The following is a 14667-nucleotide window of genomic DNA, read 5'->3' on the forward strand; positions in this document are numbered from 1 at the left end:
GAGCCGTCGCAACCTTGTGCCATGAACACCGATCGCGAACGGCCGCCCGTCGGTTTCATCGGCCTGGGCGACCAGGGCCTGCCCATGGCGACGGCCATCGCCGAGGCGGGTTTTCCCCTGCACGCCTGGGCGAGGCGGTCCACCTCCCTGGACGGCCTGCGCGGCGTGCCGCACGTCCGCCACGACGGCATCCGGGATCTGGCCGCGTCGTGCGACATCGTCGGGTTGTGCGTCAGCACCGACGAAGACGTTCTGCAGCTGGTCGCGGGCGGACTGCTGGAGGCCCTGCGTCCGGGTGCGGTCGTGGTGAACCACGGCACCGGCCTTCCCGCCAACGCGGTGCGGCTGACCGAGATCTGCGCACCGGCCGGGGTCGAGGTCCTGGACGCACCGGTCAGCGGAGGACGGCCGGCCGCAGCGGAACGACGGCTGACCACCCTGGTCGGCGGACCTCGGACGGCCGTGGAGCGCTGCGAGCCCGTGTTCGCCTCGTTCTCCCGCCACGTCGTCCATCTCGGCGGCGCGGGTGCCGGGCAGACCGCGAAGCTGTTCAACAACGCGCTGCTGATGATGAACCAGGCCAACATCGCCGAGATCGTCGATCTGGCCACCGAGCTGGGCATGGACCCGGCGCGGCTGGTCGGCGTGCTGAAGCTGGGCAGCGCCTCCAGCGCCGCCCTGACCCTGCTGAACACGATGGTCACCCTCGACAACGTCGAGCACCTGTCCCGCGTCGAGGCGCTGGACATGGAACTGTTCGACACCGCGATGCGCGAGGCCGATGTGGACCCCGGCGCGGTGACCGAGCGCGGCATGGCGGGCGCACGCGGGCTGTCCCGGCTGCTGCACTCGCTGAACCCACAGGACCCGGCCGCGACGGCCGGCGACGGAAAGGAACGATGATGAGCAGACTCGCACTCGTCACCGGTGCCACCTCCGGCATCGGCAGGGCTTTCGCCGAACGCCTGGCCGCGGACGGCTACGACCTGGTGCTGGTGGGCCGGCGGAAGGAGCGACTGGACGAGTTCGCCGGCGCGCACCCGGAGGTCGACGTACGGACCGTCACCGCCGATCTGTCCACGAGCGACGGAATCGACGAGGTGGCCCGGATCTGCGCGACCGAGCCGCTGACCATGCTGGTGAACAACGCTGGCGTCGCCCACTACATGCCGCTCGCCGAGCTCCCCGCCGACAAGGCCGCCGAACTCGTCGGCGTCAAGGTTCTCGCGCCCACGATGCTCACCCGCGCCGCCGTCGCGGGTATGCAGGAGCGCGGCGAGGGCACGATCATCAACGTCTCCGGCATGATCGCCTTCAGTGGTCCCGCGCCGCACTCGCAGATGCCCCGTCGTGCCGTCTACGGCGGAAGCCTGGCCTACCTCGTCGCGCTGTCCCAGATCCTGAGCGCGGAACTCGAGGGCACGGGAGTCCGGGTCCAGGTCGTGTGCCCTGGTGTGGTGGCCACCGAGTTCCACGAGCGCCAGGGCATCGACATGAGCGCGCTGCCCCGCATGGCGGCCGACGACGTCGTGACCGCCAGCCTGCGCGGCCTGGAGCTGGGCGAGACCGTCTGCGCCCCGGGCGTCGAGGACGCCGGCCTGCTCGACGCGGTCTTCCAGGCCGACCTCGCCGCCTTCGGCGCACAGAGTCCGGAACTCGCCACGCGCTACCGCTCCGTCTGAACCGAACCGACGTGGCCGCCTGAATCATGGCTCTGCCGCGGGCCTGACGACGCGCCGCGAGAACGATCGGAAGATCGGCTCGCAGCGATCGAACGCCGTCCGGCCCGCGACGTGACGCGGTGGCCCGGTCCCGACCGCCGGGCCACCGCGTTCCGTTCGGCCTGTCAGCGGGTTCCGAGCGCCTCGGCCAGGAAGCCGATCGCCTGCCGGGTCGCCGCATCGGCCGCATGCGTCGTCCGCCCAGCTGAGGACCATTCACGTATTAGATCTGCCTATTGCCTTGCGGGGCGACGACGAGAGTGATGCCTGCGGCGCCCACGCCTGCGGCGTACTCGCCGACGGCGAGTCGCATCAGACCGTTGTGGTTGCCGTATTCCTCGCTGCCGACCCACACCGACGTGGCGCCGGGCATGTCGTAGGTGAGCCTGGAGGTGCCGTGTTCGCCCTGCTGCCAGACACGCACCTTGTCCCCTTGGACCTGGATCGTGCTGGGAGTGCGTCCGTCGTGGGAGAGCACCGGCACCACGCGCCGCACCGGCCCGTCGTAGCCGTGGAGGATCGTGGTGACCCGAGCTTCCCGCGGCGTGACAGCGAAGCGCTCCTCGACCGTCGTGACGCCGCCGCCGAAGTCGCCGTTGTAGCGGACCGTGAACCTGACGTCGTCGCCGCGCACCCGTGTCGGACGTACGACAACGTCCTGGGTCAGACTCGGATCGAGTTCACCGAAGTGGCGCCACTGGCCGGGGCTGACCTCCCACGCCACCCCCATCCCGGTCGTCGGCGGTGTGGGACCGCTCGGCACCCGATACCTCGGCGCGGCCAACAACGAGTCGCTCGACCCGAGCTGAGGTGAGTGACCCGAGAAGTGCGCCCGAATGAATCCGGTCGCGTCGTAGTGGTGGTCGCCAGCGGTGTCGACCTCCACGTAGCTGCCACCGGCGCTCGCGAAGACCTTGTGCAGCGGCTTGATGTGCAGCAAGTAGCCACCGGTCTCCGCGGGGATGGGCCGTTCCTTGACGTCTTCGGTCGTGGCGGCGTGTTCGTACGCGATGGCGAGCATCGACATCGCCAGCAGGTTGTACTGCGAGTGGCTGGAGTAGGACTCGTATCCGAAACCCTGCGCCGGATCCATCCAGTTCTTGACAATCTGCATCTCCCCGCTCGGGCGCACCCAACGGAGCATGGAGCGCAGGGCGAGGTGCGCACCACGCTTGAAGTACGCCGCCAGCTCGCTGTCGCCGGCAGCCAGCGCGCGTGCCGCGAAGACCTCGTAGGTCACGCACTGCTCCGCTTCATTCCACTGGTGGTGTGCCGACCTGCCACCAGCGGGCAGCTCGCCGGTCGGCGACTGCATGAACAGGCTGGTGATAGCCGCACGACGCAGGGCCTCGGTCAGCTCGGCCCGGTACGGCCCCGTGTAGCCCCGCCCGATGAGGTCTCCGAGCCAGAGGCGGGGGAAGTGGTCGTAAGCCATCGGGCCTTCCAGATAGAGCCCGTGGGAAGCGTCGAAGTGCACGCCCTGCGCGGCGAAGCTCGCCTCGGGGAAGCGATCGGATGCCGTCCGGAGACCCATCATCTGGAACAGCGCTTCGCCACTCGCGGCGACGATGTTCCAGTTACTGCTCCCGAGGGCCGAACGGTAGGTGAGGAACGGCTCGAACCGGCCGATGTCGCTCTTCCAGGCCGCCGCGCGCGCCCGGGGTACATGCGGCTCCAGCAGCCGGATCGCATGGGCGAGCATCGGCGCGTAGAAATCCTCGTGGGAATCCGCGGCGGTGCGCTCCGCGAGTTCACGAGCCGACCAGTCCAGCGCGAGCGCGGCTGCTTTGAGAAGGTCCCTCCGTCCCGCGTAGGCGACCAGAGTCGCGGCAGCGTGGGCGAAGGCCGGCGTGCTGTACTGGAACTCACGGTTCAGGTAGGGATCGATGATCGCGCCGTCGGCGTCCTGCTCGGCCTCCCAGAAATCCACCTCGCTCGCGATCAGCCGCAGGTAGTCGCCCCGCCGCAGACCGGTGGGGCGGACTCGGTCGTCCGCGGACCGCGATCGGTGGCCGTCGAGCAGCGGCGCCGTCGGGTCCGGTGAGACCAGGATCGGCCCCCAGGTGCTCGGGATCGGGGCATCAGTGAAGGTGACCCGGACCGGCTCCGGATCCGCCGTCGGCTCGAGGACCAGCGAATTGACGACCCAGTTGTTCGCCGGCGAGTCCATGGTGATGTCGATCCTCGTACCGCCCTCCGGTACGACGAGCGTCGCGGTGAGCTCGGCGAACTGCGCGTAGCTCGGATGCAACACGGGCAACGGCTCGCCTCCGTCGACCCCTGGTACCTGCAGCCGGGTGAAGTGGTCGGCGAACGCCAGGTCGCCGGAGAGGACGCGCAGGCGATAGCGGCCCGGCACCAGACTTCCGATCCGGAACACGCGGGCAGCGGTGCCGAACACCAGGTCGCGCTGCGGAGCATCACCGCCCCGGTCACGGATGCCGAGTCCGGCCGCCGAGACCCAGCCGTATCCCCGTGCCTCGGTGTAGGTCTCAGTCCCCATCCGCACGTAGCCCGGTGCCGGTGCCGGCGTCGCGCCGCCGAAGTCCAGACGGAGCGTACCGACCGTCTGACCTTGCGCCGCCCATCCGGGCGCCGCCCATCCGGACACCGCGCCTGCCAGCGCCGTTCCCAGCGTTCCCGCGAGAAACACGCGCCGTCCTGTCTTCATGTCCTTGCTCCTTTGCTGCCCGATCGGCGGTCTGTGGTGCAGGGCATCTGGCCCGGATCCTCATCCGGTAGGTGCCGAGCCGGTACGGCGACGAGCCGACTACCTCGACCGCCACCGCGCCGGTCGCGTCGACGTCCGACAGACCTTGACACCGCCGTCGGCTCGGGCCAGGCCGGCCCTGGCCTCGCCGCCGTCGATCAGCACCGAGAACCTGCTCCTGCGGAGCGAGCCCGCCTCCGGCGAGCACCTTCCAGAACATCGTGCTCGCGGTGGCATCCGCGGCGATGGAGAGCTCGTCAAGGGTGGTGCGGGCGTTGCCGCGGTGCGGGACGTCCGGGTTGTCGCCGCCGAGCGGCAGAGCCATCGCCTTGCCGGACAGGGGAGCTGGGACCTCGTCGCCGGCAAAGGCGTCGAGGGCTGAGGTGTGCACGTGCCAAGGCCCCTGGGCCCGCAGGCTGTAGTCGTCGTCGAAGACCGCCGGCGGCTGGGGGCGCCATCTTGTGCGTGACCGGAGAGGTCAATGCCGAGCCCCGTCGCCCCAGCAGTCGTCCCGAGAGCGGTGAGCATGCGCCGACGACTGATGGAGCCCTTCATCGACCCTCCTGGGAAAGCGCTTACAGATAGCGCTTCCCAGGAGCGTAAGATGCCCCATCGGCACCGTCAACCCCCGTGTCGACGCTGGTCGTGAAGCCTGCAACGTGCGTTGAGCTCGTCCAGGCTCTGGCGGCGGGACGCATCGACTTTGCCCTCACCCTCGGGCTGTCGGCCGAGCCGGATCTGCGAAGCGAGACGATCGCCCACGCCCCGGCCCGGGTCATCGTTTCGGCCGACCACCCGTTGGTCGGTGAGGGCAGTGTGGAGCTGACCGAACTGTCCACGGAACTGCTCGTCCTGCTGGACCTCCCCCACAGCGGCGACTACTTCCGCTCGCTGGTGGCTGCCATCGGCACAGCGCCCGATCCCGCTACCGCACCCGGAGCTACGAGACCGTGCGCTCCCTGGTGGCCCGGAAACTCGGCTACTCCGTGCTCTACCAGCGGCCAGCGACCAGTCAGACCTACGGCTTGGGCTGGCGCGGCCAGGCCGTGGTGAGAGCGTCGCCCAGGCGTCGCAGCTCCCCCAGCGTGGTCACCGATCCGGCTCGGCGCGCTTCGGTCAGCGCGCCGAGCCCGGCGATCGCTGCGGCCGGTCGGCGGCGTGGGCGGCGTCGAGGCGGGCCAGGTGGACGGCGCGGTCACGGTGGTGGGTACCGGGCAAGCCGGTCAGGCGGGCCTGCGGAACGGCCACCGCGAGGCCGGGTTTCCCGGCGGTCATGTGGCAGGTGGCGCGTTGCAGCTCCCCGAACTGAGCCGGTAGTAGCGGCGGGAACGGCCCTGGGCCGGCGAGTACTAGCGCAGTGCGTATCCTCCGTCCGGGTAAAGGGTCGATCCGGTCATGAAGCCATTGGTGAAGAGGAACATGACCGCGTCCGCCACCTCGCCCTCGGTGCCGAGGCGGTGCAGCAGGGTGTCTCGCCGGTACTGGGCGAACGCCGCCTCCCGTACCTGTTCGGGGCGTTGGGACCACAGGTTGCCGTCGATCGTCCCGGGAGACACCACGTTGACGCGCACGGGGGCGAGTTCGAGCGCGAGCCCGCGGCCGAGTCCCTCGATCGCCGCGTTGCACGCGACGTAGGCGGGGGCCGGGGCCGGAGGCCGTACGCTCGCCGCTCCGGCCATCAGTACCACCGAGCCGTCGCCGGAGAGTTTCGGCGCCGCGTGCCTGACCGCGTGGTACTGGCCCCAGAACTTCGAGGTGAACGGGCTCGCCGCTGCCTCGTCGGTCAGCTCCAGCATGGGGCCGACCTGGTAGGAGGCGGCGGGCGTGAACAGGTGGTCCACCCGGTCGAGGGCGGCGAAGAAGGAGGCGATCGAGCTGGTGTCGGTCGTGTCGACCGTGTGCCAGCTCGCCGCGTCGCCGAGCTCGGACGCCGCGGCGGCCAGCTTCCCTTCGGTGCGGCCGCCGAGCACGACGTCGGCGCCGCGGTCGACCGCGCGGCGGGCGACCTCCAGGCCGATGCCCGAACCTCCCCCGATGATCACAACTGTGCGGCCGGTCATGTCCTGGGTCATTGTCTTCTCCTTGCTCTGGGCCCCGGCGGGGCATCGACGACGGTCAGCGCGGGGACGGGGCGTTCAGCCGTTCGACGGGAACGTAGTCGTGGTCGTAGCCGAAGTAGCGCGGCCCCACGAGGTCGAGACCGGCGGCCGTACGCCACCTCGGGTCGCACGGGGCGCCGATGACGCTCACCCGGAACCCGTAGCGCAGGGCCTCCGTCGTGACCGGCTCGCCGCTGTCGGTCTCCAGCACGCAGATCAGGTCGGGGACTCCGGCGACGACGCGCCCGTCGACCTGGGCCAGCAGGTGCTCGTTCTGGAACTGCAGCTCCAGGCTCCGGCCGTCGTGCGTCCCGGTGCCGGCCAGACGGGCGGTGCCACGCGCGAATCCGCCGGACGTGCGGCGGCTCACGTCGGTCACCTTGCCGGTGAACAGCAGGTGGCCGTCCATGATCTCGATGGCCGCGGTCACCGGGTCGCGCCGCCCGCGCGCCTCCCGTACGGCCCTGCCCAGCCGCTCGACCAGGCTCAGCGTGCCGGGCACCAGGGCGTCGCGCAGTTGCGCGCCGCGCATCACGCACTGGACGGTCATCGAGCTGCATCCCATCTCGACGGTGACGCTCCGGGCGAGCCGCTCGGCCCACAGGTTGTCGATCGTCCGCAGCAGGGTGCTGTTGCCCTTCTCGTCGGTGAGCACCAGCGGGCAGGTGGAGACTCCGGCGAGGGTGGGCAGCACCATCTGCAGTTCCGGGAAGGCCCGGCCCATCGCGTCCGCGTCCACCAGCGGCAGCCCGGTCTCGGCCGCGGCGACGAAGGGGATCGTCGAGTTGATGCCGCCGACCTCGATGCACGCCAGGTGAGTGATCTCCTGTCCCAGCGCGTCGCGCAGCGTGCGGAGCGCCGTGTGGATCTCCTCGCCGCTGGGCGTCTTCTCCACCATCACCGTGGGCGCGCCCATCATGGCCACCGGCACCACGACCGCGTCGGCCGGGACGTCCTCGATGTCCACCAGCGTCACCGGGCCATGCCGGCGGATGGCCTGTTCGGCGAGCAGCCGCCCGACATAGGGGTCGCCGCCGCCGCCGGTGCCCAGGATCGCCGCACCGCGGGCGATGTCGGCCATCCGGTCCGCCGTGATCTGCCGAACGGTCATCGCGCTTCCCCTCTCGTCCGCCGCCGGGCCGTCGTGTACCGGTTCATGCTCGCTCCGCCATGTGCAGATCGCCGACGGCCTTGACCCGGACGCGCACGGCGTTGCCCGGCAGGTAGGCGATCGGGACGTCCTCCACCTCGACGATCCGCACGGTCTCCGGCCGGGCGCCGGCCGCGACCGCCGCCTCGACGGCCTCCTGCCGGGCCGCGTCGAGCACCTGCTCTCGGCTGCGCGACCCGATCGCGAAGATGCGGTCCACCTCTCCGCCGATCTGGGCGATCGCGGCGCCGATGGCGTTGGCGACCGCGAAGTGATCCGGCCGGCACACCTGGTCGAAGCCGGGAAGCGCGCCGGGTACGAGGAGGGAGCCTCCGCCCACGATCACCACGGGGATCGGCTCCGGCGAGGTGCGCATCCGGTCGACGGTGTCGGCGACGTCGTGCGCGATCCGGTCGAGCACCGCGGTCACGAAGCCGCGGTCGAGATGGCGGACCAGGGACCTGTCACCGATGTCGGCGTGACCGGCGGCGACGACGATGTCGGTGGCGGTCAACGTGTCCCCGCCGAAGACGAGGGCGCGCTTGGTGAGTTCGTGGCCGACGCTGTCGGGGCCCACGCCCGACTCGCGCACCCGGCTTCCGCCGCCGATGCCGATGGACAGCACGTCGGGCATGCGGAAGTTGCTGCGCACGCCGCCGATGTCCACTTCCGTCGCGGCCTCGCGCGGGAACCCGTTGGCGAGCATGCCGACGTCCGAGGTCGTCCCGCCGATGTCGACCACGGCGCAGTCGGACAGCCCGGACAGCAGCGCCGCGCCGCGCATCGAGTTGGTGGGGCCCGAGGCGAAGGTCGCGACCGGGTACTTGCGTGTGAACTCGACGTCCATGAGCGTGCCGTCGTTCTGGGAGAGGTAGAGCGGCGCGCGCAGGCCCGCGGTGGCGAGCGCGTCGGTGAAGGCGTTCACGATCGTGTCGGCCAGATCGCGCAGGCAGGCGTTGACGATCGTCGCGTTCTCCCGTTCCAGAAGGCCGATGCGGCCGATCTGATGGGAGAGGCTGATGTGGGCGTCCGGCAGCACGGACGCGACGATGTCGGCCGCCCGCAGCTCGAAGTCGGCGCCGGCCGGAGAGAAGACCGACGAGATGGCCACCGAGCGGACGCCCGCGCGGCCGATCTCCTCGGCGGCTCGTGCGATCTCGTCGGGCCGCAGCTGCGAGATCGTCCGGCCGTCGAACTCGTGACCGCCGTGGCACAGGTACACGTGTCCGCCGAGCGCCGACCGGAGCCGGTCGGGCCAGTCGACCATCGGCGGCAGCGCCCGGGTGGCGGGCAGGCCGAGCCGGATCGCGGCCGTCGGTGCCAGCCGGCGCCCCTCGATGATCGCATTGGTGAAATGCGTCGTACCGATCATGACGGCCTCGACCTCGGCCGGCGTGAACCGGCCCGCGTCGGCCAGGCCCCGCAGCGCCGTGACGACTCCGGCGGTCACGTCCTCGGTCGTCGACGTCTTGACCTCGGCCAACACCGACGATCCGGCCATCAGGACGGCGTCCGTGTTGGTGCCGCCGACATCGATTCCGATACGCACGCTCAGTTGCTCCTTTCCAGTGCGACGCCGGTGCCGCGGGTGAGGCCGAGCCTGCCCGCGACCACGTAGCCGACGAACGCGACGATCAGGGAATTCAACGCGGGGACGCCCCAGGCGACGTACTCGCCGACGAGGAAGGCGCCCGACCAGACCACCATGGTGGCGGGCACCCAGCCGGGCGCCCGGGAGGGCACCGTGTCCCCGGCCGCGTCCAGGTCGGGCCGCCAGCGCCGGATGACGAAGTATTCGGCGACCATGATCCCGGCGATGGGCGGTATGGCGACGCCGAGCAGGGTCAGGAAGTCGGTGAAGCGGTCGAGGATGCCGATCGCGGCCAGCAGCGTCCCGGCGGCGCCGAGCCCGATCGTCACCAGGACGCGGCTGGTCCGGCGGCCTGTCAGCGTGTGGATGACGTTGACCAGGCCCAGCGACGACGAGTACAGGTTCCAGTCGTTGATCTTCAGGGTCGCGGCGATGAGGACGACCGTGCCGACCGGGCCGCTGGTCGAGGTCACGATCGAGACCACGTTCCCGGTCCCCGTCGCGTGCGCGAGCAGCACGCCGATGAGGCCGATCACGTACTCGCCGAGCGTGATGCCGATGACGGTCTGCTTGACCACGTCGGCGACCCCGCGGTTGTAGCGGGTCATGTCCGGGGTGATCACCGCCCCGGCGATGAAGCTGCCCGCCACCAGGGTGGCGGCGGCCGTCAGGCTCAGGGGCGGCCCGGGGGCGGGCGAGGAGATCAGCGCGCCCAGCGAGTGCCGGGACAGCTCCGAGACGATCGACCACCCGGCGAGCGCCAGGAACAGGGGCACCGTCACGAACGCGATCCAGCGCATCCCGCCGATCCCGTACACGACGATGGCCGTGACGAACGCGCCGGCGACGACCGTCCACGCCCACAGCGGCAGGCCGCCGAGCAGTTCGTGCAGCCCTTCGGCGAAGACCGCGTTCTGCACGCCGAACCAGCCGACGAGGCTGATCGCTATGGTGAGCCCGATCAGCGCGGCGCCGTACCCGCCGAACCCGGTCCACCGGGCCAGCACCGACGTGGACAGGCCCTCGCGGACGCCGATCACGCCGACCAGGATCGCGACGATCTCCAGGATCACCGCGCCGAGCGTGATCGCGCCGACCGCGTGCCAGAACGTCATGCCCATGCCGAGCGTGGCCCCGAGCATGAACTGAGAGAGCGCCGACACCTGCCCGAAACGCTGGGCGGCGATGGCGAACCAATGATGGCGGGCGTGCCGGGGTACGCGCCGCAGGGCGAAGTCGTCGTTGCCGATCGCCGCCTGGCTCGCGGTGAGTTCCGCGCGATCCGTAGGGGGCATGGGGGCCTCCGGCATGGGGTGGGGTGACGTGGATGCACGCTAAGGCCGCGGGTGGCGGCCATGGAATGAGCGATGTGCACCGGTGTTCACGCCGGAAGGTGCAGGTTGCACCGGCGCTGTTATCTTTCACGGGTGCGAATCAGCGCTGCGGATGCGGCGGATCTGGCGGAGGGCGCGGCGTTGCTCGGCGCCGGCGGCGGAGGCGACACCACGCACGGCGCGGCCCTGATGCGTCACGCCCTCGACCGTCACGGCCCGGTCCGGCTGGTACGCGCGGACGAACTCGCCCCCGACGCCTGGGTGATCCCCGTCGCGGCGATCGGAGCGGTCAGCGTCATGGTCGAGCGGCTGCCCGGCGACACCGAGTTCGTCGCCGCGGTACGCGCGATGGAGCGGCATCTGGGCGTCCGGGCGGCCGCCCTCCACGGACTGGAGGCCGCCGGAATCAACGCCCTGCTGCCCGTCGCCGCGGCCGCGTGGCTGGGCCTGCCGCTCGTCGACGCCGACGGGATGGGCCGCGCTTTCCCACGCCTCGACCAGACGGTCTTCGACCTGGCCGGGCTGCCGCCGGCGCCGCTGGCGCTGGCCGAACCGTCCGGCACCCAGATGATCATCACTGCTCCCGAGGGCGCGAGCCTGGAACGGCTCGCCCGCGCGGTCCTGCCGGCACTCGGCGGCTGGGCCGCCACCGCCCAGTGGCCCATGCGCGCCTCGACCTCGCGGCGGCACGCCCTGCACGGCACCGTCAGCCGCGCGCTCCGCCTCGGCCGGGCCCTGCGCCACGCGCGGCGCCATGCCGACGAACGCGACCGGGCACTCGCACACATGAACGGCCGGCGGCTCGGCACGGGCGTGGTGATCGAGGTGCGCCAGCGCGGCGGCGCGGCGCACACCGGCACGGTCACCATCGAGAACACCGCCGGACGCCGGACGCTGCGGCTCGACATGGCCGACGAGTACCTGCTGGCCATCGACGACGGCGTCGTCACGGCCCACGTTCCGGAGATCATCGCGCTGCTGCACGCGCGCACCTGGCGCCCGATCTTCACCGAGGAGGTGGCGGTCGGCCAGCACGTCGACGTCCTGGCGGTGCCCGCGCCGGCGGCGCTCGGCGATCCCGCGACGCGCCGTCTCATGGGCCCGGAGGCGTTCGGCCTGGACCTGCCCGACGATCTGGTGACCGCCGGCGGCGGAGGGGGCGCCCGGCCATGCGCGTGATCACGGTCGGTGACCTGCTGGCCCACGACAGGCTCCGCGACGGCACGGTCATCGGCGGCCGGACGGGTCTCGACGCCGCCGTCCATGACGTCATGCTCGTGGTGACCGGTCCCGAGCTCGGCGACGCGCCGTACGGCACCGCGGCGGTGTTCGATCTCGGCGGTGCGACCAGCGCCTACCGCCGCGATCACCTGGTGGAGATCGTCTGCCGGCGCCTGCACGCGCGCAACGGACGGCTGCTGGTCGTCGCCGGCGGCCCCTTCGATCCCGCCCTGTCGACCGTGCGGCTCACGGACCGGCTCGGCCTGCCGGTCGTGGCCGCGCCGGACGTCGCGCCGCCCGTTCTGACGGCCGAGCTGCTGGCCCTCGTCCACGCGCCGCAGGTCGCCGTCGGCCGACGGCTCGCCACCGGTGCCGCCAGACTCCGCACCACCGGATCACTGGACGAGGTCCTGGCCGTACTGGACTCTCTGCTGGACGCGCGCACGTCCTTGTCGACGGCCGACGGAACCGTGCTGGCGGGCCGGGCGCCCCGGCACGCCGTCCCGACGCCGACCGAGCCCGCGGTACCGATCGCCGAGCGCGACGGCCAGGTGTCCACCGCCCTGTGCCCGGTCCCCGGCACCGACGACTCCCGCCTGTGGATGATCTCCCAGTGCGAGCGGACGGGCCCCCTCTGGCGTGACGCGGCGCTGGGACTGCTCGACATCGCCGTGCCGTACGCGGCGGCATGGTTCGCCGCCGAACGCCTCACCGCCGAGCGGGACGCCCGCGTGCGCGGCGAGCTCCTCACCCAGATCCTCGGCCACGAGGGTCCGCTGCCGCGGCATCTGGCCGGCCAGGCCGCGCGGCTCGGCTGGCGGCTCCATGGGTGGCACTCCGGAATCCACTTCACGCTGATCGGCACGTCCATCCCGGCGCCTGTCACCGTCACCGCGGTCCTCACCAACTGCCTCAGGGCGCACGGGCTGGAGGGACGGCTGGTGGAACAGGCGGGCGGCTGGTCGGGCTGGCACACCGACGAGGCACCGGCCGCCGACAGTGCGACGATCACCGAGGCGGTGGAGCGTGCGCTCGCCGACTACCACGGCGCCGCGAACGCCCCGCCGATCGTCGCGGGCATCGGCCGCGCCTCCGCCGGCCCCACCGGACTGGCGCTCACCCTCACCGACGCCCGGAACGCCTCGCTGGTGGCCGCGGCCACCAAGAAGCCCGGCACGGTCCAGCACAGCGAACACCTGGGCACGAAACGCATGCTGCTCGACTGGTACGGCTCCTCGACCGCCCGGCAGGAGGCCGAGCAGATGCTCGCCCCGCTGCTGCGCCACGGACGCGAGACGCTCCTGGAGACGGTGGAGTGCTACCTGGACACCGGCTGCTCGGCGTCGGCGGCCGCACAGCGGCTCGGCCTGCACCGCAACACCGTCACCCGGCGGATCCAGCGGGCGGAAGCGCTCTTGGGTACTCCGCTGAGCGACCCGGACGATCGACTCTCCCTCCAACTCGCCTGCCGGTTGTACCGGCTCGCCAAGGACTGAGCGCGACCTACGATCCCAAAGGCTGACCCCTACGGTGCTCGCGGGGCGGTCACTCGTGGTCGCCGGTGAAGCGGGGGAAGTGCTCGTCGGGCAGCGGGTCGCCCGCGGTCAGGCCGAGCGGGCCGGTGACGGGGTGGGAGGGTTCGGGCGCGAAAGTAAGGTCGGCGTCCACGTAGATGATCACGTGGGCGATGCGAGGGTCCTCCGGTGAGGTTCGGTGTGGCGCTGTGCACGAGCCGGGAGTTGTGGAACGTGCAGTCGCCCGCCCGCAGGGTAACGGTGACGCGGTGCTCCCCTTCCAGTTCGGGCGCCAGGTGAACATGTCGGCGTGGTCGGTCCTGCGGCCCGTCCAGGTGCTGGGAGCCCGGGATGAAGGTCATGCAGCCCCTGTCGACCGGGACGTCCACCAGCGCCCCCAGGCGGACAGCGCGTGCCGCGAGCCGGTGTAGGGCCAGTACGGCTGATCCTGTGGACCTCGGCGGCGGCCCCGTTGTGCGGCTCCTTGATCAGCACTTGGTCGTGCGCAGCGGGATCCCCGCCAGTCGGGTGGCGATGGCCGCAAGGCCCAAGTGCAGGGTGAGTTCGCGCAGCGTTGCGTCCTGCCGCCACAGCTGGAGTAGCTGCGTGAAGATCATGCCGTCATGGTTGTCGCGGACGGTGTGCCGGACCGCCGGCGCGGCTCGGGCGAACCTGGCGGCGTTCGCCCGGGAGATGACTCCGGGGACATGTCGGCCCAGCCCTTCGCCAGGACGTCTCCGGCGTCGACCTCGACCGTGCGCAGCGGCAGGTACTCGTAGCGGCCGTCGGGGGCCAGCAGCCGCCCCGTGTACCCAGCGCTGCTGGCGCCCTGGGTGGCGCCAGCACGTCCCACAGCCGCCGCACGGCGTCCAAGGCGACATCGTCGGCCAGCAGCGCGGGTAGCGCCACGTCGTCACCGTCGTCGGCGCCGTCCGGGCTGAGGGCGATCAGCACCTCTTCGGTGGCGGCCAGGACACCGGTGATCTCTTGGTCCAGGTCGGGGACGAGGCGCGTGGTCATCGGGCCGCGCCTTCCTGAGCGTCCTGGGTGTCGTCGGGGGTGATCCAGGCCGAGCACTGGTAACCCACAGCCGCCCGGAACTGTCGGCGGCCGAGGACACATCGGCCCGTACATGCGGGCAGGGAACCACTTGGCGTGGGTGCGGTCCTGCTCCGCGGCGGCGATGGACTGCTGGTGGGCCTCCTGCGCACGCAGCTCGGCGGCCTGCTGCCGACTGGTCTGGGAAGTCCGGAAATGGAGAACACGCCGCTCTGTTGTTCGCGTGACACTTCTGGCGGCGGTGGCTTTGCTGTGGCGGGGCTGTCAG

The 14667-nt window shown here is 71.5% G+C and carries 13 protein-coding genes and 1 pseudogene; 5 read left to right on the forward strand and 9 right to left on the reverse strand.

Annotated elements, in window-relative coordinates; translation table 11 throughout:
- The first annotated feature begins 21 nt into the window (after positions 1-21).
- Both ABD811_RS00560 and ABD811_RS00565 read left to right on the forward strand, forming a co-directional pair.
- Positions 22-903, forward strand: a complete 882-nt coding sequence (locus tag ABD811_RS00560; RefSeq protein ID WP_344939207.1) for an NAD(P)-dependent oxidoreductase — start codon at positions 22-24, stop codon at positions 901-903.
- Complete coding sequence (locus tag ABD811_RS00565; RefSeq protein ID WP_344939210.1) at positions 903-1682, forward strand: SDR family NAD(P)-dependent oxidoreductase; 780 nt, start codon at positions 903-905, stop codon at positions 1680-1682. The genes ABD811_RS00560 and ABD811_RS00565 overlap by 1 nt, the downstream gene beginning before the upstream one ends.
- 262 nt (positions 1683-1944) lie before the next feature.
- Here the strand turns inward: ABD811_RS00565 and ABD811_RS00570 are convergent, their stop codons facing one another.
- Positions 1945-4392 carry a hypothetical protein gene (locus tag ABD811_RS00570; protein WP_344939213.1) on the reverse strand — a complete coding sequence of 816 codons (2448 nt, stop codon included), beginning with the start codon at positions 4390-4392 and terminating at the stop codon, positions 1945-1947.
- Positions 4393-5076: 684 nt separating this feature from the next.
- Here ABD811_RS00570 and ABD811_RS43790 point away from each other — a divergent pair.
- The gene (locus ABD811_RS43790; RefSeq protein WP_425549357.1) at positions 5077-5484 is read left to right on the forward strand and encodes a LysR substrate-binding domain-containing protein; all 408 of its coding nucleotides are present in this window, start codon (positions 5077-5079) and stop codon (positions 5482-5484) included.
- 63 nt (positions 5485-5547) lie between these two features.
- Here the strand turns inward: ABD811_RS43790 and ABD811_RS00575 are convergent, their stop codons facing one another.
- From ABD811_RS00575 to ABD811_RS00595, 5 genes are all read right to left on the reverse strand, one after another.
- On the reverse strand, positions 5548-5706 hold the full coding sequence (locus ABD811_RS00575; protein WP_344939216.1) for a hypothetical protein: 159 nt from the start codon (positions 5704-5706) through the stop codon (positions 5548-5550).
- Between the two features lie 74 nt (positions 5707-5780).
- Complete coding sequence (locus ABD811_RS00580) at positions 5781-6503, reverse strand: SDR family oxidoreductase (RefSeq protein ID WP_344939219.1); 723 nt, start codon at positions 6501-6503, stop codon at positions 5781-5783.
- A gap of 43 nt (positions 6504-6546) precedes the next feature.
- Positions 6547-7641, reverse strand: coding sequence for an S-methyl thiohydantoin desulfurase family protein (locus tag ABD811_RS00585; RefSeq protein WP_344939223.1), 1095 nt, complete (start codon positions 7639-7641; stop codon positions 6547-6549).
- A gap of 43 nt (positions 7642-7684) precedes the next feature.
- Positions 7685-9229 carry a hydantoinase/oxoprolinase N-terminal domain-containing protein gene (locus ABD811_RS00590; protein WP_344939226.1) on the reverse strand — a complete coding sequence of 515 codons (1545 nt, stop codon included), beginning with the start codon at positions 9227-9229 and terminating at the stop codon, positions 7685-7687.
- Between the two features lie 2 nt (positions 9230-9231).
- On the reverse strand, positions 9232-10566 hold the full coding sequence (locus tag ABD811_RS00595; protein ID WP_344939229.1) for a purine-cytosine permease family protein: 1335 nt from the start codon (positions 10564-10566) through the stop codon (positions 9232-9234).
- Positions 10567-10698: 132 nt separating this feature from the next.
- On the opposite strand from ABD811_RS00595, the gene ABD811_RS00600 reads away from it, so the two are divergent.
- Positions 10699-11784, forward strand: coding sequence for an S-methyl thiohydantoin desulfurase family protein (locus tag ABD811_RS00600; RefSeq protein WP_344939232.1), 1086 nt, complete (start codon positions 10699-10701; stop codon positions 11782-11784).
- Entirely contained in the window at positions 11775-13322 is a 1548-nt protein-coding gene (locus ABD811_RS00605) for a PucR family transcriptional regulator (protein ID WP_344939235.1), read from the forward strand. Before ABD811_RS00600 ends, ABD811_RS00605 begins: the two co-directional genes overlap by 10 nt.
- 49 nt (positions 13323-13371) lie before the next feature.
- On the opposite strand, the gene ABD811_RS00610 is transcribed toward ABD811_RS00605, so the two are convergent.
- From ABD811_RS00610 to ABD811_RS00615, 3 genes and pseudogenes are all read right to left on the reverse strand, one after another.
- Positions 13372-13506, reverse strand: coding sequence for a hypothetical protein (locus ABD811_RS00610; protein WP_344939239.1), 135 nt, complete (start codon positions 13504-13506; stop codon positions 13372-13374).
- 25 nt (positions 13507-13531) lie between these two features.
- Positions 13532-13729: pseudogene (locus ABD811_RS43795) on the reverse strand (phytanoyl-CoA dioxygenase family protein); the annotation flags it as partial.
- Between the two features lie 99 nt (positions 13730-13828).
- A complete protein-coding gene (locus ABD811_RS00615; protein ID WP_344939242.1) occupies positions 13829-13957 on the reverse strand; it encodes a hypothetical protein in 129 nt (42 codons plus the stop codon).
- Positions 13958-14667 lie beyond the last annotated feature (710 nt).

It is taken from the genome of Actinomadura miaoliensis, assembly GCF_039536785.1.
In the GTDB taxonomy this organism is placed as follows: Bacteria; Actinomycetota; Actinomycetes; order Streptosporangiales; family Streptosporangiaceae; genus Spirillospora; species Spirillospora miaoliensis.